This window comes from Anaerococcus sp. NML200537 (assembly GCF_026131715.1).
In the GTDB taxonomy this organism is placed as follows: Bacteria; Bacillota; Clostridia; order Tissierellales; family Peptoniphilaceae; genus Anaerococcus; species Anaerococcus kampingae.
Genome location: NZ_JAMXSL010000025.1, coordinates 1 through 21,325 on the forward strand (window position 1 = coordinate 1; position 21,325 = coordinate 21,325).

Below are 21,325 nucleotides of genomic sequence, written 5' to 3' on the forward strand. Positions count from 1 at the left end.
TAGGTCGAAAGAAAAAATCAGTATATTATCTTGATAAATCGCCCTTTTCTATAGAAAAGGGCCACCATCAATCTATAATATATTTGTATTGTAAGAAATTGAGCTACAACTTTTTGGGGGTACCATACCCCTCCAGCTTTCCCCCTTACACCCCCATTTCCCTCACCCCCTCTGCTCCTTAGGCGGAGTGCGAAACAGGTAGATTTTTTTCAAAAATCTTCTTTGTTATGGTGGATTACTTCGTATTCATCTAGCCTTATACTTACTGATTTAAAATCAAAAGTCCCCTAAAAATCACAATCTAGTCCAACTGGGATTTTTATAGTTAACTGTCATCTTAGTATTAACAAAGTTTTTATTTAAGCATGTTCGTCAGTGCGATTTTCTTTACGGTGACTTTTGCTTTTAAATCTCCCCATAGATTAGTATCTTAGACCCACTTATCGCAATGTTTTCGAAGCTAAAGCCCTATCCTAGCGAAGCGAAGCTGAGCTATGGAAGGACTTATGCAGAGTAAAACGAGCCTAAGACCTGCTTTGCAGTCAATATTCTCTCAGAATACAGAATAATTCACCCAAGGTCGGAAGATTTTGTAAATGGAGATGCCGTTAAGAAAATCTCCTGATGCACGAGTAAAAATTAAATTTCAGTAAATGCTGAGATGTAGAGTGAATATGAAAGAAATATTCGGGCTAGATTGAGATTTTTAGGCATCGGAATGTCAAAATCAGTTGGAATAAGTATAGCTAATACAAGGGATTCTGTATACAAAGAGTGGCTTGCCAACGGCAAGCTTCTAATCATGCTCCCCGCCTTAGGGGCCGCCTGAGGGTGTAACGGGGAGGGGTTTAAGGGGAGGCCGATGAGGGACCATGCGGAAGGTCCCTTGGGCCTCCCCTTATTACGAAGATTCAATAGTATATAAATATTATTCATTATGAGATTAAGGTACGAAGAAAAATACCATATGATATTGTATCACTAAAATAAAAGACTCTTGGATAATAAACCTCCATTAGTTTTCTGGAATAAAAAAACCAGAATTTATAAAATCCTGGTTTTCACATAAAGTATGCTAATAAAAATATTGGCGCTAGAAGTAGGAGAACGAAGGGCATGAAGACCCTCATGGCTGCTAGAAACATTGCTAGCTTGTCTCCTCTTTCTAGGTTGTCCCTATCTAGGAGGTCTTCTTTTGCTTCGATTTCCTCCCTGGACTTGCCTTTAAATCTGTCTATTGGTCTTTTCATATGGCAGATATTTCTTCTAATTCTTCGGCTTCTTTGGCTCTCTTGGCCATGTTTTTCTCATAAGCTCTTTGTTTTTCTTCTTCTGATACATCCATTAGGTGGCAAGCTATAAAGTGTCCGCCGCCATTATCTTTTAGTTCTGGCTCGAAGTTTGAGCAGATGTCCATCGCGTATTCACACCTTGTGTGGAACCTACATCCCTTTGGTGGTTTTACTGCTGAAGGTATATCTCCCTCTATTACCGCTAATTCTTGACCTTGCTCTACGTCTGTCCTTGGTATGGCTTGTAGTAGGGCTTTGGTGTATGGATGAAGTGGGTTTGCGAAGATTTTTTCTGAATCTGCAAGCTCTACCATTACTCCTAAATACATTACCCCTATCCTGTCAGAGATGTATTTTACTACTGATAGGTCGTGGGTTATGAATAGGTAGGTTAGGTTGTTTTCTTCTTTTAGGTCTTGAAGAAGGTTGATGATTTGTGACTGGATAGATACGTCTAGAGCTGATACTGCCTCATCACAAACTATGAAGCTTGGTTTTAGGGCAAGGGCTCTGGCTATACCTATTCTTTGTCTTTGTCCACCTGAGAATTGGTGTGGGTATCTGTGAAGGAAGTATGGAGCTAGACCGCATTTTTCCATTGTTTCTTGGATATACTCGTTGTAGCCTTTTTCATTCCTAGATTTGAATAATTCGTGACCTAGAACACCTTCACCGATGATATTACCTACTGTCATCTTTGTATCAAGGGATCCGTAAGGGTCTTGGAAGATCATTTGTAGGTCTTTACGGAGCTGTCTCATCTCTTCTTTTGTTAGCTCTGATAAGTCTATACCATGATCTATTTGACTTTCTAGCTCATTAAATTTATCTTTATCTTTTAGGCTTTGTCTGTAAACTTCGATTTCATCTCTTTTTTCTTGGACTCTCTTTGAGATTTCATCAAGCTTGTTTGTTAATTCTTTATACTTTGGATCTTCTGCCAAGATCTTGTCGTATTCTTCCCAAGTCCTTACCATCATTTGAGATTTTTGTTCAAATTCTTCTATGGCTGTAAAAACTTTGGCTCTTTCTTTTAGGATTTGATATTCCTCATTTAGCAGGCTTGCTACCTTGTTTAGATCATCTGATGCAAGAAGTCCTCCTGCTATCCTTATCATATTTAGGTATTCTTCTTCTATTTCACGGCGTTTGAACATGGCTTTTTCGTTGTTCATTGCCCTGTCTTCGTCTGTTTCTGCCTTTTCTAGGTCCTCATAGATTTTGTTTAACTCATCTAGTTCCTTGTGGTAATTTGGGAATTTTGATGGTATTTTTGAAATCATCTTGCCCATATATTCTGGGGCTAAATCTTCTAGAGTTTTGCCGTAGTATAGAGTTGTTCCCTCTGTTTGTTCATATATTTGTAGAAGGGTTCTACCGAAGGTTGATTTACCACAACCTGACTCTCCTACTAGACCAAGTGTTTCACCCTCATAGATATCTATTGATATAGATTCATTGGCGTGGACATATTCGCCTGGACCTCTGTTGAAAAAGCCCTTTTTCTTAAGAGGGAAATATTTTTTGAGGTTTCTTATCTTAAATAAGACCTTCTTGTCTTTATTTTCCATCTTCTTCTCTTTCCTTTCTATTTGGGTAGTGGCACCTGATTAGTTGGTTCTCGCTTACCTTTCTAAGCTCAGGCATCTCTTTTACGCATCTTTCTGTAGCAAATTTACACCTATCGGCGAATTTACAACCTTCTGGTAAGTTGAGTGGGTGAGGTACGCTTCCTGGTATGATATCTAATCTCTCGTTTCTATCTGATGTGATAGATGGGATTGAGTTTAGAAGGGCTACTGTGTATGGGTGGTTGAAATCTGTTATGTCACGTTTGAAGATAAATTCTACTGGTGATTGTTCTACGATTTGTCCACAATACATTACCGCTACTTCATCAGCCATTTGGTTGATTACACCTAAATCGTGGGTGATAAAGAGGATTGATGTGCCAGCTTTATGTTTTAGGTCATTCATTAGCCTTAAGATTTGAGCTTGAATTGTTACGTCAAGCGCTGTTGTAGGCTCATCTGCTATTAGTAGCTTTGGTTCACAAGCAAGGGCCATGGCTATCATTACCCTTTGGTTCATACCACCTGATAATTCAAATGGATATTGCTTAGTTACTACGTGTGGGTTTGGTATCTTAACAGCTGCTAAGAGTTCTTCAACTCTTTCAGCTGCTTGTTTTTTATTCATTCCCTTATGGAGCATTAGAACTTCTGAAAGTTGCTTTTCTACTGTAAATACAGGGTTTAGGGAGCTCATTGGCTCTTGGAAGATCATTGAAATCTTATTTCCCCTGATATGCTCCATTTGGCTTGTATTGTATTCTGAGATTTTTTCTCCATCGAAGTATATCTCACCACCATAAATCTTTTGGTTTGATTCAAATAATTGGAGAATACTCATAGCTGTCTGGCTCTTACCAGATCCAGACTCGCCTACAAGTCCTAGGGTTTTTCCTGCGTCAACTGACAAGCTTACGTCGTTAACTGCCTTTATTAGACCACGTCTTGTAGAAAAGTAGGTATGGAGATTTTTTATTTCTAGTAAACTCATATTTTCACCTATCTTTCGTTTGCTCTTGGGTCGATTGCATCTCTTAGGGCATCACCTATAAGGTTAACTGAGAAGGATGTCAAGAATACTGCTAGGGCTGGGAATACCCATCTCCACCAGTAAGTGTTAAGTACATCTGAACTTTGGGCTGCTGTTAGCATGTTACCCCAAGATGGTGTAGGCTCTTGAACACCGAATCCTAAGAATGATAGACCACTTTCAGTTAGGAGGTTGCCCGCATAACCTATGGTCGCATTTACTATAACTATTGATAAGACGTTTGGTAAAATGTGTTTGATCATGATTGACCAGTCTTTTACACCAAGTGCCTTGGCTGCTGTAATATAATCTCTTTCACGTTCTGCAAGAATTTGTCCACGTACAAGACGGGCAAGTCCTGTCCAACCTAGAACACCTAAAAGAATCATAACCATAGTTATTCTTTGTTCTTGGCTTGCTCCTGGTGGGAGTAGAGCAGATAGGGAGATTAACATTGGGTAGAATGGGAAGGATGCAACGATCTCTGAGATTCTCATTAGCACGTTATCAACCCTACCACCGACAAAACCTGATACCATACCTATTAAAACACCAAGTCCGATTTGGATAATTGATGAAATAAGGGAGATAATCATGGTCATCTTTCCACCGTGGATTAGTCTTGTAAATATATCACGTCCTTGGTCATCTGAACCAAATCTAAACCCATTTAGTCCCCAAGTATCGATTTTTCCATTTTCATCTACTGCATAATTGTTGAAGTAGTTTGCAAATACTTGCTTAAATTTGCCGTCTGGAGTCTTAAGCTCTCCGTAGTTTTCTATACCCCATTGGTAGATTTTTCCATTTTCATCTAGGGCTGTTAGAACTGAATCACTTGCTTGAATGTCTACAAGTTTTCCATCAAATTTTGGAACATTGTCTCCAGATAATTTATCTCTTGATGGACCCCAAACAAAAAGCTTGCCATCTTCTGTAAGGGCTGCTGCAGAGTTGGCTGTAAGAACGGCTTTTTTGACCTTTACCTTACCATCTCTTAATTCAGCAGGCATAGCTGTATCATTTTCAGCTCCTCTTACACCTAAAAGGTCGATTGAGCCATCTTTTTTAACTACTATTACGTTGATTGTGTTTGTATCAAAGTCGACTATTTGACCTTGAATCTTTGAAGGAATCATATCCAGTCTTGATGCAAGGGTTGAACCCCATACTATAAGGTTGTTCTTATTTGTAAGAACTGCTGAATATTGACTACCACCGCCAATTTTTGCAATACCCTCTTCTTTGATTTGAGCTTCTTGCATTGGAGGTGTTTTTGTTTGGTCAAAGGTCTTGTTACCCCAACCATATATTTCATTATCATTTGTAGCAACTAGGATGTGTCTATCACCTGCTGCCACATCTTTTATATTACCTTGTTTAATCTTATCCTTTATATTATCTGGAATAGTTAATACATTATCTTCGTTATTTGAACCCCAAACATAAAGATTATTTTCTTCTGTAAGGCCTACTGCAAAGGTGTTACCTATAGAAATTTTAGCCACACCTTCCTTTTCCATTTCACTAGGATAATTCATATAACCTGCTCCTGGTGATACGTTTGTAAGGTTACCTTGAGAATAGTATTGGTCAAAAGGAAGCATTTTTGATCCGACAAAGATTACAAGAACTATAGCTATAAACATAGCAAGTCCTATAACACCAAGTGGATTTCTAAAGTAGTTTCTAACTGCTACCTTGCCAGGGCTCATGATAGCTTCTTCTTTTAGCTTATCATTTTCAGGGCTCTGTTTTGGGCCGCCCTCAAGGTTAGCATTAAGGTCACTTTTTGGACCTTCATTTTCTGAATTTTGCGAATTTAAATCGCTATCCATGCCATTTGCAAAGGTAAAGCCTCTTAAGAGGTAAGCTTTTAGGAAGCTAAAATAAGATTTGAATGGTTTATTTAATTTTCTATTCATATTAAGCCTCCAATTTTACTCTTGGGTCTACTAGGGCATAGGCTATATCCATTAGGAGGTTACCTAAAAGTGTAAGTATAGCATAAAACATTGATAGGGCAAGGATTACATTGTAATCTTGAGCCATTACCGCAGAAATAAGCTCATTACCAATTCCCCTATAAGAGAAGATTCTCTCTGTTATAGCAGAACCTGAGAACATTCCAAGAACCGCCCATGTCAAAGCTGTTACTACTGGAATAAGAGCATTTCTAAAGGCGTGAGAATATACAACTGTTTTTTCCTTAAGACCCTTTGATCTTGCTGTTCTTATATAGTCTTGGTCAAGAGCATCAAGCATTGAGTTTCTTACATATCTAGAAAGAGATGCAAGAGAACCTACTGTAAGGGTAAGGGTTGGTAGGGTTAGATATTTAAGCCATTCAGCGAAGGTATTTTCTCTAGGCATACCATTAGCTGGGAACATCTTTAGCCTAAAAGCAAAGAAGAATATCATAATCAAACCTATAAAGAAAGTCGGAATTGAGAGACCAACTAGGGTTAGGGTCTGACTCGTCTTATCAAAGACTCCTCCCTTCCTGGTCGCCGACCTAATTCCTATGAGCACCGAAAGCACAAAGGAAATTATTGTAGAACCAATATTTAAATAAACTGTATTTTTAAGTGGTTCAGACAAGTATTCCTTAACAGGTCTTCTAACTCTGGTAGATTCACCAAAGTCTCCCTTAAGGGTTCTGCCTAACCATCTGACATATTGTTCTGGTAGTGGCTTATCATATCCATATCTTGCTTGTAAGTTCTTATACATTTCTTCTTTTTGAGCCTTGGTAATCCTACCTGTAGTAGGTATCATCGCCTGGATTGGGTCACCTGGCATGGCCTTTGAAAAGGCAAAAAGCATGATAGATATAATAAGAGCTACTGGTATTAAGTTTAATATTCTCTTAACTATATAACGTAACATAAGTTTCCTTCCTATTCTCGCCTAGTTTCTGCTGCCTATGTATTATTACTTTAATATATTAGTAAAATGAATTTTGGGCATAGTCCTAGACCATTATAATTTATACATACAAGTTTAATATATTTAGCCATTTTTGTCAACCTTAATTTTCCTATAATCCCTTGGACTGATTAATAAAAATTCTTCCAAAAAATTGTAGGCTTGTTAACAATTGACTTGTTATGTATATTTATAAAGTTTTGTAAATATTGATAATCATACTTCCTAATGAGTAATTTTTCAACATTCTTTATCTTAATTCATCGCCTATATTAAAAGGTCCACCTAGGAGTAGACTTAGTGTTTTAGTACCTTGTATATAGCATTATAAAAGCTTAGGATTGAAATATAAACTTAATATTCATGATTTCTACATAAAATATAAGCTAAATTCCAATCCTTTATTAAGAAAATTTTACAATGTATAATTAGATATTTTCTTCACTTTTTTCATCCTAGGTGGACTTTATTTTATTCTAGGGTCATGGCATTGATCTGATATTCAGATTCCCAAATTGGAGTATTGATATCAAAGCCCTTAACCCTTGTTGAATAGCCTGTATGGTATTGGTTAGAGTATAGTGGAATTTCTGGTAGGTAGTCGTTATACCACATCTCAAATTTCTCCCAAGTATCTAGGTAGGCTTCGTTATCGCCTGGTTTTGTTTGGCGAAGTTTGACTGTTAGCTCATCTGCTAGAGGGTCATTGGTTTTTGTCCTGTTGTCGAAGCCCTGGCTGTTGTATTGGTAGTAAGGGTCAAATGGTGTACCAAAGTCTGTTCCCATGTTGAATGCTGTGTATTCTGCATCTTCTTTTGGGAAGTTGTAGTATTCAAGTAGGGTTGCAAATGACCCACTTGTTACGTTATATTCCATTCCTACTTGCTTAGCATTTACTGGAACTTGATTAGATATGAGGGTTGTGATTGGCGAATCATCTGAACCATATTGGTTGACTTGAAGTTTTTTGCCATTTTCATCGTACCTATAGTAATCAAAACCATCTGCATTTTTAGCAAATTCTTCATCTGCCTTTGCCTTATCCCAAGGAGTTTTACCGTCTGATTCAAACTTGTATGGGGTCTTGTCTAATAGGGAGTTAGCTTCTTCTAGGTTTAGTTGGTATTTCTTAAATTCTGGATTTAGTTCTAGGTCAGCTCCTCTTTCCTTATACATCCATTGGCTTGTACCATACATACCATTTGTTACTACTCCGTATCCTCCAGCATAGGATTGGACAAAGTTATTTCTGTCCATAAGGTGGGCTATAGCTTGTCTTACTTCTTTATATTTTGTAGCTCCCCTGTCTGTTAGGAAGGTGACATTTCCATAACCATTTCTTTCAAAGGTATTGTAGCCACCAATTTTTCCTTCTTCTGCAGCTTGTCTCATCTGGTCGATCTTTGCTCCATCTGCTTCAGATTCCCAAATATCTATATCGCCATTTTCTAGGAGGTCTACTGCTATTTTCTTATTGACTGTTTGAAGGATTATATTTTTAATTGTAGCCTTTTCACCTTTGAAGTTGCCTGCGTAGTTTTCATTTAGGCTTAACTTAACCATGTTGTTTTCAAAAGATTCAAATTTATAAGGTCCTTCTGTTACATTTGGTTTTAGCCTATATTCGTTGGCATATCTTAGCATTGCATCTTCTATTAATAGCTCTGTAGGGTCTACATCGCCACCTTTTCTAGCTTCTAGCTCTGTTATATTCTTATCTAGCTCTGCCTTAGCTTCTTCGTATTCTTTCTTTTCTTCTTCTGTTACATCTTTTTTCGTTTCTATGAAGGACCAATTTTCCTCAAAGTCTTCCTTAGCCTTGGCTATTGATGTATCAAGGTTTTTATAATATCTTTTCTTATCCTCATCTGTTACTTGGTAGCCTTCCTTGGCTACAAGTTTTTTGCCATCTTTGGATACTTCTAGATTTTCAGTAATGGCTGCAATTGGGAATGGACCAAAGCCTCTTAGGGCTGCTTCTTCAAAGTATGGAAGGTATTCTGCATCTACTGTTGCCTTGAAGGTGTAGTCATCTACTATTTCAAAACCTGTAAATTCTGGATTTTTGCCTGCAAAATAATCCTTATATCCTGCTACGGAGTCTGCTCCTACATTTGTTGATCCTGTTACAACTTGGTATTCTGGGTGGGATTGGAGTAGGGAACCAAAGATATAGTTAGCACTTGTAATTGGTGACCCATCAGAAAATTTTAGGTCTTTTTTGATGGTGTAGGTGGTTGTTTCTGATCCATCTTCATTTTTTACAGTTTCTGGCTCTTTTTCAAGAACTGTCATATTATTAATCCACTTACCACCTTCATCTTGAACTACAGTAGAATAGCCATTGTTGCCTTCTATCCCCATTAGCCTACGAGCCTTGACATCTGTCTTGTTGTTAGTCCAACCTCCGACAAAGTCACCATTTATTTCTTCTACACCTATCACTAGGGTATCATCAGATGTTTGCTTGTCAAAATCAGCTATATCTTGGCTTTCATCGCTTGCTTCTAGAGAATCTCCTTCAGCATTTGTTGCATCTTCTTTGGCAGGATCATCTGCTGGAGCTTTTGTGCTGTCTGTGCTAGATCCGCACGCTGCAATCGTTACCATTAGGCCTAAAGCCATCATTGATGAAAAGACTTTTTTTAACTTCATTTTTTCCTCCTAAAACTAATAGGATCTTGATTTTATTTTGGAAAGTTTTTTTCTATCATTAGATAATATAATTTTTTTAAAAGATTATATTTTATTTTCCCGCTTACCTTCCTTGCAAAATCCTTATTACCATGTGTTTTATACAATAATTGTAAAATATCTTCATGTTTTTGTCAAGGTTTTCCTAAACTTGTTAATCTTTGTCCTATAATTATTAATCATCTTTAAAAGTTTTACATTTTTTAATAAAATCTTATGTATTTTATTATATATTTATCCAGTATCAAAGGCTTTTAAAGGTGGAGATTGGAAGCTATAATTAATTTTTATTTATAATTTTTCTTTCAAGGAAAATTTCATTATGAATAAATATTATATTGCAATAATAAAGATCTCCACATAAAAAGACAAGACTCCTAAGAGTCCTGCCTTAAATATTTTTTCTTATTTTTCGATGCTCATGGCATTGATTTGATATTCAGATTCCCAAACTGGTGTGTTGATATCAAATCCTTTTACTCTCTTTGTGTAACCTGTGTGGTATTGGTTAGAGTATAGTGGGATTTCTGGTAGATAGTCGTTGTACCACATTTGGAAAGCTTCCCAGTTATCTAGGTATTCATCTTTCTTTGTTGGATCTGTTTGACGAAGTTTAACTGTGATTTCATCAGCTTTTGGATCGTTTGTCCTTGTTGTGTTGTTTGATCCTTTTGAGTTATATTGATACCATGGATCAAATGGTGTACCAAATCCTGTACCCATGTTGAAGGCTGTATATTCAGCATCTTCTTTTGGATAGTAGTAGTAATCAAGTAGGGTTGCAAATGAACCAGCTGTTACGTTATATTCCATACCAACTTGTTTAGCGTTTACTGGAACTTGGTTTGAAATTAATGTTGTAATTGGAGATTCATCAGAACCGTATTGGTTTACTTGAAGTTTCTTACCATCTTTGTCATATCTGTAGTAATCGAATCCATCAGGATTTTTAGCAAATTCTTCATCAGCTTTTGCCTTATCCCATGGAGTTTTTCCGTCAGCTTCGAATGTATATGGACTTGCATCAAGAAGTTTGTTTGCTTCATCAAGGTTTAGTTGATATTTCTTGAATTCTGGGTTAGCTTCAAGATCAGCTCCTCTTTCTTTGTACATCCATTGGCTTGTACCATACATACCGTTTGTTACTACACCGTAACCACCAGCAAATGATTGTACGAAGTTGTTTCTATCCATTAGTGAAGCTATAGCTTGTCTAACTTCTTTGTATTTTGTAGCTCCTCTATCTGTTAGGAATGTTACGTTACCATAACCATTTCTTTCAAATGTGTTGTAACTACCGATTTTACCTTCATCAGCTGCAGCTCTCATTTGGTCTATTAGTGGGCCTTCGCCTTCAGCTTCCCAAATATCGATATCGCCATTGATTAGTAGGTCGATAGCTATGTTTTTGTTTACGTATTGTAGGATTACGTGTGGGATGGTTGGTTTTTCGCCTTTGAAGTTACCAGCATAGTTTTCGTTGATGCTTAGCTTAACCATGTTATTTTCGAATCCATCGAATTTGTAAGGACCAGCTGTTACAGTTGGTTTAATTCTGTATTCATTGTATTCTCTTTGCATAGCTTCTTCTATTAGCATAGAAGTTGGATCAACTTCACCAGTTTTTCTCTTTTCAAGATCTGCTAGCTTTTCTTCTTGAGCCTTTTTAGCTTCTTCATATGCTGCTTTTTCCTCATCTTTTGCATCATCTTTTGGAGCTGGGTTGTTTTCATCAAAGTCTTCTTTAGATTTTGCTATTTGATTGTCGATATTTTCGATGTATTTTTTCTTATCTTCTTCTGTTGGCTTATAACCATCTTTAGCTACGATTTTATTTCCTTCTGGTGCTACAGCAAGGTTATCAGATACAGCGTGGATTGGATATGGACCAAATCCTCTAAGAGCTGCTTCTTCATAGTATGGTAGGAAGGATGCATCTACTGTTATAGAAAATGAGTAGTCATCAATCTTCTTAAGACCATCAAATGTGTCTTTGTCACCATTTTTGTATGCTTCATAGCCCATTAGTGGGTCATCACCGATTGATGTTGAGCCTGTTACTAATTGGTATGATGGATAGGTGTGTAGAAGTGAACCAAATAGGTAATCATCAGCCTTGATTGGTGTTCCGTCTGACCATTTTAGGTCTTCTTTAATCTTGTAGGTTGTTGTTTCAGAACCATCTTCATTTTTAACTGTTTTTGGTTCTTCTTTAAGAACGGTCATATTGTTTACCCATTGACCAGCTTCATCTTGAACTACTGTTCCATAGCCGTTGTTACCTTCGATACCCATGTATCTACGAGCCTTAACGTCCATTGAGTTGTTTGTCCAACCTTGTAAGAAGTCGCCGTTGAATTCTTGAACAGCACCTACTACTAGGGTGTCATCTGATGTTTGTTTGTCAAATGAGTCTAGTTCAGCCTTATCATCAGCTGCTTTTTCTTCACCATCAGCTGGAGTTTCAGCTTTGTCAGTAGATTCTTTTGAATCTTCTGCTTTTTTGTCAGCATCTTTTGCTGTGTCTCCACCACAAGCAACTAGAGTTGTTGCTAAGCCTAGGGCCATAAGTGATGAGAATACTTTTTTCATTTTCATAGTTTTCCCCCTAAAAAATTAAGTAACTTTTTTATAGTATAATATTCTATTCTATTAAACCGATTTTGTCAAGTTTGTTAGCGTTTTACTTTTCGCTTTTGTGAATATTTATTCTATTGCTTTGTCATGTTTTCAAGGAATTTGTTATTTATTATTGCAAGTTCTTTCATTTCCGGTTAGTTCTTTACCTAGCTAAACGCATTATTTTAAGCTTATCTTAAGCTTGGCTGGGAAATGTTATCCCCTTGAAGGAATTAGGATATTATTGAATATTATACAAGAAAATTCCCACAACAAAAGCAAGGATTAATCCTTGCTTTCGTTGTGTACTTAATTTTATTTGGGTTTTCTATTTGTTGCTATTATCTAAGCTCATTGCGTTGATTTGATATTCAGATTCCCAAACTGGTGTGTTGATATCAAAGCCTTTTACCCTCTTAGAGTAACCTGAGTGGTATTGGTTTGAATATAGTGGGATTTCTGGTAGGTAGTCGTTGTACCATTTTTCAAATTCTTCCCAAGTATCTAGATAACCTTCCTTATCATCTGGGTCTGTTTGACGTAGCTTAACTGTTAGTTCATCTGCCTTTGGATCATTTGTCCTTGTCATATTATCAGAACCTTTTGAGTTGTATTGATACCAAGGATCAAATGGTGTACCAAAGCTTAAGCCCATGTTGAAGACTGTATATTCAGCATCTTCTTTTGGATGGTAGTAGTAATCTAGGAGGGTTGCAAAGGATCCTGCTGTTACGTTATATTCCATACCAACTTGCTTAGCATTTACTGGGACTTGGTTTGAGATTAGGGTTGTGATTGGTGATTCATCAGAACCGTATTGGTTTACTTGAAGTTTCTTACCATTTTCATCATACCTATAGTAATCAAAGCCATCTGGGTTTTTAGCATATTCTTCATCTGCTTTTTTCTTATCCCAAGGTGTCTTACCATCTTTTTCAAATTTGAATGGTGTTTTATCTAATAATTCATTTGCTTTTTCTAGGTTTAGGGTGTATTTATTAAAGTCATCAGAAGCTTCTAGGTCTGCTCCTCTTTCCTTATACATCCATTGGCTGGTACCGTACATACCATTTGTTACTACTCCGTAGCCGCCTGCAAATGATTGAACATATGAGTTTCTGTCCATTAGGTGGGCAATTGCTTGTCTTACTTCCTTATATTTTGTAGTTCCCCTGTCTGTTAGGAATACTACGTTACCATAACCATTTCTCTCAAAGGTATTGTAACCACCGATTTTGCCTTCATCAGCTGCAGCTCTCATTTGATCTATTAGAGCACCTTCAGCTTCTGATTCCCAAAGATCGATGTCACCATTTTCAAGTAAGTCAACAGCTATCTTACTGTTTACATATTGAACTATTACATGTGGGATGGTTGCTTTTTCACCCTTGAAGTTGCCTGCATAGTTTTCGTTTAGGCTTAATTTTGCCATGTTATTTTCATAAGAATCAAACTTGTATGGACCACAAGAAACTGTTGGCTTTATCCTATATTCGTTGAATTCTTTTTGCATAGCTTCTTCTATTAGCATGTTTGTTGGGTCTATATCACCTGATTTACGGCTTTCAAGGTCTGCTACCTTTTTGTCATTTTCTGCCTTAGCTTCTTCGTAGGCCTTCTTTTCATCTTCACTTGCATCATCTTTTGGTGCTGGATTTTGTTCATTGAAGTCCTCATTAGTCTTAGCTATTTGAGCATCGATGTTTTCTATATATTTTTTCTTCTCATCTTCTGTTGGCTTATAGCCATCTTTTGCAACTATCTTGTTTCCTTCTTTAGCTACTTCGATATTATCAGCTATAGCGTGAATTGGGAAAGGTGACACTTGTTTTAGGAAGGCTGATTCATAATATGGTAGGTATGAAGCATCAGTTGTAACCTTAAATGTATAATCATCAACTTTTTCAAGACCTTCAAACTTGTCATCATCTCCACCCTTATAAGCCTCATAACCCTTTACAGAGTCTGCACCTATAGTAAAGGCTCCTGTTACCAATTGATAAGAAGGATAAGCGTGGAATAACATATCGAAAAGATAGTTATCTGCTGTTATAGGTTGTCCATCAGACCACTTCAAGTCTTTTTTGATTGTGAAAGTTGTTGTTTCAGATCCATCTTCATTTTTAACTGTCTCTGGTTCTTTTTCAAGAATAGTCATATTGGCTTTCCACTGGCCGCCTTCATCTTGTACCATTGTTAGGTAAGCATTATTACCTTCTGTACCTATGTAGCGTCTAACCTTAACATCGTAAGAGTTATTTGACCAAGAACCGTAGAAGTCCCCGCTCATCTCAGATGTACCTACTACTAATGTGTCATCTGCTGTTTGTTTGTCGAAGTTATCTAGTTCTGCTTTTTCATCATCAGAAAGAGCATTTTCATCAGCATCTTTAGCATCTTTGTCGTCTTTTTTATCTGCTGCTTGATCTACTGCTTGATCATCTTTCTTATCAGCAGCGTCGTCTTTTTTAGCGTCATCTCCACCACAGGCAGCAAGGGTTGCTGCAAGGCCAAGGGCCATCATGGTCGAGAATATTTTTTTCATTTTCATTTTTATTCCCCCATTTAATAACTTTTCTTGTTTAGTATTTTATCCTGATAATATAGTTTTGTCAAGTAGTGTTTTGAATTTATTTTTACATTAAGGAATAATAATGCAATTTCACTCTAAATTTTCAAGGTCTTTGCAATTAATAATGCAAGTTTTTACATTTACTTGTGGGTGTTATCAAGCTAAATCTTTATTTTTAGCCCAAGATTTATAAAATCTTCTATAAGCTTGGGTTTATTATTTCATTCTTAAATCTGGATAATATTCATGATTTTTTTTAAAAATTTTATAAAAAAATAGAGCAGATTAAAGTCAAATAGTCAACCTGCTCTATGAATATAGATTTAAGTTCTACAAAAGTTTTTTAAAGATAAAATAAATTCAATACAAGGGGGATTTTATTTTCATCAATTGAAAGTTAATCAAAAATTTTTTCACTAATAAAAAACTAGCCCCTAAGGACTAGTCTTTAATATTATTTTTTATCTACGAATATTCTGCTTGATTTGGCTCCAACAAGTCTGTAGTATTTTACAGGTCTGCCTGAAGCATCTCCCATTCTTCCTTTTCTAGGTGTTACTCTCACTCCGTTGTCTGAGTAATTCATATGGATTATGGAGTCATTTTGTTTGTTTAAGATGAAGCCTGTATGACCACCTGCTCCTAGGGACTGACCTGGATTACCTGCTACGAATATATCACCGTAGTCGATTTCATTTTCTTTTATTTCATACATTACTTCGCCCTTTGCACCCATGGCAAATAGGGTTTCAGTATTTCCTACGTAGGCATCAGATTTTAGGAAACCTCCGTAGATTAGGGCTCTGTATACAGCTGATGAGCAGTCTGCTTGTGTTTCTGTATTTCTTCCAGCACCCATATTATAGGTCATATTTTTGTTTTTTGCTTGGAACATCCAGTCCATGACTGTGTCGATGTTTTTATCGCCCTTAACTTCAAAGCCGGTTCTTCTTGCAAGACCCTTATCATCTGTTGTGTATTCTATTCCATTTTGTAGGTATTTAGAATTTCTAACTAGACCATTGCCATCAAAGCAATAAGTCTTGCCTTCTATATCCCATATACCTTTTTGGATGTAGCCATTTGCATTGGTGTGGAAGGTTTTGCCTTCGTGTGTTACCCATGCATCTTTTGGATTTGTTGCTACTCCGCGATTGTCAATTTCAAAGAATTTACCATTTGCTAGGGCAGTTTTTCCTGTAATCATTACTCCGGTTTTATGATCGAATACATAGGTGTTATTATTTATCTCTTGGACATTTTTTACAATTTTACCATCTTTATCTGTCCTATATGTTAGACCATCTATGGCTAGCCACTCATTCTTTGGATTTGTTACTACTCCTGTTGCATTTACTGTGTAGTATTTGTCATTTAGGATTAGTTTTTTGTTGGTTTGAAGTTTACCGCTATTGTCAAACATGTAGTCGGCATTTCCAATTTTGGTGATTCCTCTAGCTATAGAACCATCATTTTGGGTACGATAAATCGCACCATTGATATTAACCCATTTGTTAGGGGCTGTCTTCATTTGACCAAGCCTATTTACTTCATAATAAGTATTTTGGGTTACTAGCTTTTGATTTCTTTGTAGGACTCCATCATTATCAAAATAGTATTTTTGATCTTTGATTTGAGTGATTCCCTTTGTTATAGAGCCATCCTTGCCATTGTAGTAGATGCTTTTGCCTACATTTAGCCAAGAATTTCTAGGGTTTGATAGGGACCCAGTTTTATCTGCCCTATAAATCCTATCTTTTACTTTGATAGATTCATTTTTAACTAGTTTATTATTTCTAAAGTAGTTTATCTTGCCCTTATTTTTGACAAAATAACCACTTGTGCTTGGTGCATAATATTTCTTTTCTTCTATTTGAGTTTGGCTATTATGAATAGTATTTGTAGCTTCATTGCTAACTTCGCTCTTGTTTACTTCAGGTATGCTTAAATCTGAATTATCATAATAAATTACATTAGCAAGCTTCTTAGGGCTTTGCCCAAAAATTTGATCTAAGTCATCAGAGCTTTGATCTGCTTGTTGACTTTCATCTACAGAAGGAGCTTGACTCGCCTTATCATCGACTAATTGTTTATTTTCCAGAGAGATTTCTCCATCAGAAATAGAAGCCTCTTCTGGCTTGTTTGCCACTGGCTCATTTTTAGTATCTATTTCAGACTCTGCTGGCTTTGCATCTTGGTTTTCTGCTGCCTGGTCTGTATTTGTTTGAACTTTCGTGAAATTTTCACTTGTAATAAGTTCACTATTATCAGAACTGTCAATACTCTCCTTTAAATCTAGCTTATAATCATTTTTAAACTCTTCGCTAGCGTAAGTTTTATCAGTCAATAAGAAAGCTTGCGAAATAAGAAATGATGAAGCGAGTAGGACAGTTTTATTGATTTTTTTCATTGTCTTTACCTCACTTTTTGTTACAAATAATTTACAAAAATATAGTCTTTTACTCAAATTCTATTCCTATTATATAACAAAGCGGAAAAAATTGCAACAAAAAGGTTACAAATTTGTTAAAATTGGTGATTTTTTTTCTAAAATACATAAGAATGATAAAGAAGAAGGGGCTTATCTTTTAAAACAACTTTAAAAATGGTATGATTGTATAAGAAAAACCTATCACATATTATCAAAAAATTGAAATAAAGAGAGGATAAGCATGAAAAATAAAACTTTAATCCTAGCCCTTGCCCTAACATTTTTAGTTACAGGCTGTAACAAGGCAGATAGCCCTTCTTCAAAAGTATCTGAAGAAACTATTGCCAAGGCCCTAGATAAAAAGGTTGATCTAGAAAAAGAAAAAGCAAATGAAGAAAAAACTGACGAAAAGTCTAGCGATTCTAAATTTGAAATAACCGGCAAGAACCTAAAGAAGCTTCTAACAGATATAGGAGAATTTGACCCAGCTTTTGTAAGAAAATTAGATGACGATGAGCTTATTAAGCTTTACGAAAAGGCAGAAGAGGAAAGCAAAGATACTGGATATTGGGATGTAAAAGACTTCTTCTTCCAAGAGCTTGCAAATGAAAATCCAGAAAAATCCCTCAAATTTCCACTAGATTCAGTAGAAAGCAAATATAATTGGCAGGCAAGCCAAGATGACACCATAGGCAATAAATTTGAATACGAAAGAAATACCATGGTAGAAAATGGTGAAGACTACAATGAAGTATGGTCCTACACCGACAAGGAAATGGAAGATGCCTTCCACGAGGCTTACGAAAAAGACCCATTAGCCTACTATGAAGACTATGTAAAAATGGCCTATGAGATCCTTTCTGGAGAAGATCAAGGAAACTCAAAGAATGACAAAAAATCCACCTCAAAAGAAGATGGTGCAGCAAATCCAGAAGACTACGAAAACCTACTCAAATTCGGCTCAAGCGACAAAGACTACCAAGCACTAAAAGAAGCCCTTGTAAATCACTACGAATTTGACAAGAAAATAGTAGATGAAATACCAAACAAGGACATAGACCTAGCCTTCACCAGGGCCCAAAAACGCCTAGAAGAAACAGGCTTTGGCGATATAGGACTAGTATTTGACGAACTAGGAAAATTATATCCAGGCGCATCCACAATGTATACAGGTAAAAATTAATATTTACAAAGCTAAAGACGGGGAAATCCTCGTCTTTTACTCTTCCAATTAAAATCTAACCAATCATCTTTCTAAGTTCTAAGGCATGGTAAATAATATCTGTACCAGATTTTTTAAAAGTCATCTGCCTATAATTTTTGAATCCATTATTATAGCAAGCTTTTAAAGATCCAATATTTTCTTTAGCCACATCTGCTGATATAATTTTCCCACCTCTAGATTTAATAAATTTTTCTAAGGCTGAAATCAACTCTGTCGCAAGACCCTTGCCCCAAGATTCTTTTTTAATAGTATAACCAATACCCCAGATATCTCCATCAATTATCCAGGTACAAGCAGTGCCGATTATTTGATTATTTATTTTATCTAGCAAAACAAAATAAAAATCATCATCCCAATAAGAGCTATTATCAAAAACACCACTTCCAAAACAACTTCTAAGATCCTCACCATCCTTATAATAGGGATCAGCTAGGTATTTTCCAACTTCAATATTTCCCCAAATCTTTGCAACTTGGTCTAAATCTTCTAAAGTCATGTCACGAATAATTAACCTGTCCGTCTTAAATCTATACTCTGCCATCAAAATACTCTCCAGATTCTATATAGTAATATAATACCTCATAGGTTCATGCTTTTGTCAATAGCTTTTTAACCCCTGAAATACTAGTCTAATTTTAGAAAGTATTTTCACTCGCCAAGCCCCTTGTTTCTAAACCCTTGCAGCGTATATTTACTAAAAAGGGGGATTTATGATACTTGATAATATAAAAAACTTAGGAAAATATGAACAAGTCCACGATCAGATAAAAAATATAATAACTTTCTTGAAAAATTTTGACAAAAATGATTTTAAAACTGGAAGAATTGATATAAATAATAATCTTTTTGCTTCTCTTCAGACCTATGAGCCACTTGAAGCTAGTAAAAAAGATTTTGAAGTCCACAAAGACTATATAGACCTCCAATACCTGGTGACATCTTCTGAAAGAATAGACTTTGCCACAGAAGATTCTTATGGTAAGACTTATGAAATGGATAAGGACGGGGATTTCTTTTTAACAAATGATATAGCAAACTTCTCAAAACTCATCCTTAATGAGGGAGACTTCGCTATATTTTTCCCTGGCGAATTCCACAAACCAGGTTGCGCCCTAGAAAATAGTGGAGAGGTTAAAAAAATCGTATTTAAAATCAAGGCCTAATAAAAAGGTGGTAAGATTTAGAAAAAATTTCTATTTATTTACCACCTTTTTTTATTAATTTATATGCATAAGTCCCTTAGAATCTAACTCATATACCCTATCAAAGACCTCCCTTATGAAGTCCCTATCGTGAGATACAGCAATTATAGCTCCTTTGTAAGATTTAAGACTTTCTATGATTTCTGGTTGGGAAGTTGGGGATAAGTTTCTAGTTGGTTCATCTAAAAGCAAAACCTCTGCCCTATCCATATTCATCTTAGCAAAAAACACCTTGGCCTTTTGGCCGCCTGATAGGCTCTTTAGACTTCTTTCCATCTCTTTTCTAGAAAAATTTAAACTGCCTAAGAGATTTGAAACCCTGGTTTTCTCATCCTTGCTATCTTGTTTTGCAAGGTAGGAGATGGGAGTTTCCGAATCTTTAAGGTATTCAAAATAATCTTGAGGCATATATCCTATTTTAAGATTTGTTTTTTCGAGACACTTATAAATCTCCTTCAAAAGAGTAGTTTTTCCTGCACCATTTTTCCCAATTATGCATATTTTTTCAGGTCCTACTACTTTCAGATCAATATTTTTAGATAAGATTTTTTCTCCCGCCACAAGCTCATCCAAGTTAAAATCCAAAACCACTTTTGAATTGGGAATATCGATGCTATCATCAAAAAATATTCCTATCGAATCTTCAAAATCAGGTCTTTGGGTTAAATTTTCTTTTTCCTTATCAAGCCTCTTGCCAAGAGCCTTGACACTGGCCATCTTATCCTTTAGATTTTTGCCTTCTATATCATTTTTTGTGGCATTTATAGCATGATTTACAGAATCATAGACTTTTCTGTACCTTTCTGCCTTCTTAGTAAATTCTTCCCTTTCCTTATTTGCCATCGCATTTTGAATCCTAATTTGATTTTCTCGCTCTTTCACATACCTATCATAAGATCCATTAAAAACCGTAAATCTAGGGACTTGCCTCCTATGAACTTGTTCCAAATGAACAATCCTATTTGCGACTTTTCTTAAAAGCTCTGGATCGTGGGATACAAAAATTAAGGGGATTTTCATCTCAGCCATAAGCTTTGTGATAAAGCTTGCCGATCTGTAATCTAAATCATTGGTCGGTTCGTCAAATAAAAAGACAGTCGGCTCTTTTAAAAGTTCAAACAAAAGCAGGGCTTTTATCCTCTCCCCGCCTGAAAAATCCCCTAGTTTTAATTTGCCAAAAACAAGGTCTTCATCAAGACCAAATTGATCCAAATACTTATAAAGCTTATTATAATCTAATAGGCTCATATCAAGCACTTTATTCATATAGGTCTCTACTGTCATTTCTAAAAAATTCTCATCAAGACTTTGGGGAAGATATCCAATAATTTCTTCTTTTTTGTATATTTCTCCACTTATTTGAGCGTAATTCTCAACACTTTTCCTATCAATTATTGTCTTTAAGAGAATTGACTTGCCATTTCCCTCTTCGCCAATAAGGCCGACCTTGTCTCCCTGATTTAGGGCAAAATCAAAATCCTTTAACAAGTCTCTATCATCCTTAATTAAGTTAATTCCTAAATTTTTAATCTGTAACATATATCCTCCTAGGATGATATGCCACTTATGAATAATATTTATAAATTTTCACAAAAAAAGTCCGTCCCAAGTGAACAGACCTATTCCAAGAAGAATAATCTTATCCACAATATGGCATACCAAAACACGCCAAGGAAAATCCTCAGCACAATCAGTATCAATTTCCATATTGCTTATAAAATCATCTATACATTTCTCCTTATTTGTTTATGAAGTTACTAT

At 36.0% G+C, this 21,325-nt stretch carries 13 protein-coding genes; 2 read left to right on the forward strand and 11 right to left on the reverse strand.

The window, feature by feature from the left end:
- Positions 1 to 1,061: 1,061 nt before the first annotated feature.
- The 9 genes from NH288_RS07675 to NH288_RS07715 all read right to left on the reverse strand — a co-directional run bounded on the left by NH288_RS07675 (position 1,062) and on the right by NH288_RS07715 (position 17,116).
- Positions 1,062 to 1,250 carry a hypothetical protein gene (locus NH288_RS07675; RefSeq protein WP_106461222.1) on the reverse strand — a complete coding sequence of 63 codons (189 nt, stop codon included), beginning with the start codon at positions 1,248 to 1,250 and terminating at the stop codon, positions 1,062 to 1,064.
- Entirely contained in the window at positions 1,247 to 2,863 is a 1,617-nt protein-coding gene (locus tag NH288_RS07680; RefSeq protein WP_265214393.1) for an oligopeptide/dipeptide ABC transporter ATP-binding protein, read from the reverse strand. The genes NH288_RS07675 and NH288_RS07680 overlap by 4 nt, the downstream gene beginning before the upstream one ends.
- Complete coding sequence (locus NH288_RS07685; protein WP_106461224.1) at positions 2,853 to 3,854, reverse strand: ABC transporter ATP-binding protein; 1,002 nt, start codon at positions 3,852 to 3,854, stop codon at positions 2,853 to 2,855. The genes NH288_RS07680 and NH288_RS07685 overlap by 11 nt, the downstream gene beginning before the upstream one ends.
- Positions 3,855 to 3,862: 8 nt before the next feature.
- Positions 3,863 to 5,818 (reverse strand): ABC transporter permease subunit, encoded by a 1,956-nt coding sequence (locus tag NH288_RS07690; RefSeq protein ID WP_265214396.1) that lies wholly within the window; start codon positions 5,816 to 5,818, stop codon positions 3,863 to 3,865.
- A 1-nt stretch (position 5,819) separates the two neighbouring features.
- Complete coding sequence (locus tag NH288_RS07695; RefSeq protein ID WP_106461226.1) at positions 5,820 to 6,782, reverse strand: ABC transporter permease; 963 nt, start codon at positions 6,780 to 6,782, stop codon at positions 5,820 to 5,822.
- Positions 6,783 to 7,292: 510 nt separating this feature from the next.
- The gene (locus NH288_RS07700; protein ID WP_265214399.1) at positions 7,293 to 9,476 is read right to left on the reverse strand and encodes an ABC transporter substrate-binding protein; all 2,184 of its coding nucleotides are present in this window, start codon (positions 9,474 to 9,476) and stop codon (positions 7,293 to 7,295) included.
- A 444-nt stretch (positions 9,477 to 9,920) separates the two neighbouring features.
- Positions 9,921 to 12,113 carry an ABC transporter substrate-binding protein gene (locus tag NH288_RS07705; RefSeq protein ID WP_265214400.1) on the reverse strand — a complete coding sequence of 731 codons (2,193 nt, stop codon included), beginning with the start codon at positions 12,111 to 12,113 and terminating at the stop codon, positions 9,921 to 9,923.
- A 349-nt stretch (positions 12,114 to 12,462) separates the two neighbouring features.
- Positions 12,463 to 14,685, reverse strand: coding sequence for an ABC transporter substrate-binding protein (locus tag NH288_RS07710; RefSeq protein ID WP_265214402.1), 2,223 nt, complete (start codon positions 14,683 to 14,685; stop codon positions 12,463 to 12,465).
- 475 nt (positions 14,686 to 15,160) lie between these two features.
- Entirely contained in the window at positions 15,161 to 17,116 is a 1,956-nt protein-coding gene (locus tag NH288_RS07715; protein ID WP_265214403.1) for a peptidoglycan amidohydrolase family protein, read from the reverse strand.
- Between the two features lie 262 nt (positions 17,117 to 17,378).
- Between NH288_RS07715 and NH288_RS07720 the strand changes: the two genes are divergently transcribed.
- Complete coding sequence (locus tag NH288_RS07720) at positions 17,379 to 18,320, forward strand: hypothetical protein (protein ID WP_265214405.1); 942 nt, start codon at positions 17,379 to 17,381, stop codon at positions 18,318 to 18,320.
- Between the two features lie 55 nt (positions 18,321 to 18,375).
- Here NH288_RS07720 and NH288_RS07725 read toward each other — a convergent pair whose 3' ends face one another.
- Positions 18,376 to 18,903 (reverse strand): GNAT family N-acetyltransferase, encoded by a 528-nt coding sequence (locus NH288_RS07725; RefSeq protein ID WP_265214407.1) that lies wholly within the window; start codon positions 18,901 to 18,903, stop codon positions 18,376 to 18,378.
- A 169-nt stretch (positions 18,904 to 19,072) separates the two neighbouring features.
- On the opposite strand from NH288_RS07725, the gene NH288_RS07730 reads away from it, so the two are divergent.
- Positions 19,073 to 19,525 carry a YhcH/YjgK/YiaL family protein gene (locus NH288_RS07730; protein ID WP_265214408.1) on the forward strand — a complete coding sequence of 151 codons (453 nt, stop codon included), beginning with the start codon at positions 19,073 to 19,075 and terminating at the stop codon, positions 19,523 to 19,525.
- A gap of 54 nt (positions 19,526 to 19,579) precedes the next feature.
- On the opposite strand, the gene NH288_RS07735 is transcribed toward NH288_RS07730, so the two are convergent.
- A complete protein-coding gene (locus NH288_RS07735; protein WP_265214409.1) occupies positions 19,580 to 21,103 on the reverse strand; it encodes an ATP-binding cassette domain-containing protein in 1,524 nt (507 codons plus the stop codon).
- Positions 21,104 to 21,325 lie beyond the last annotated feature (222 nt).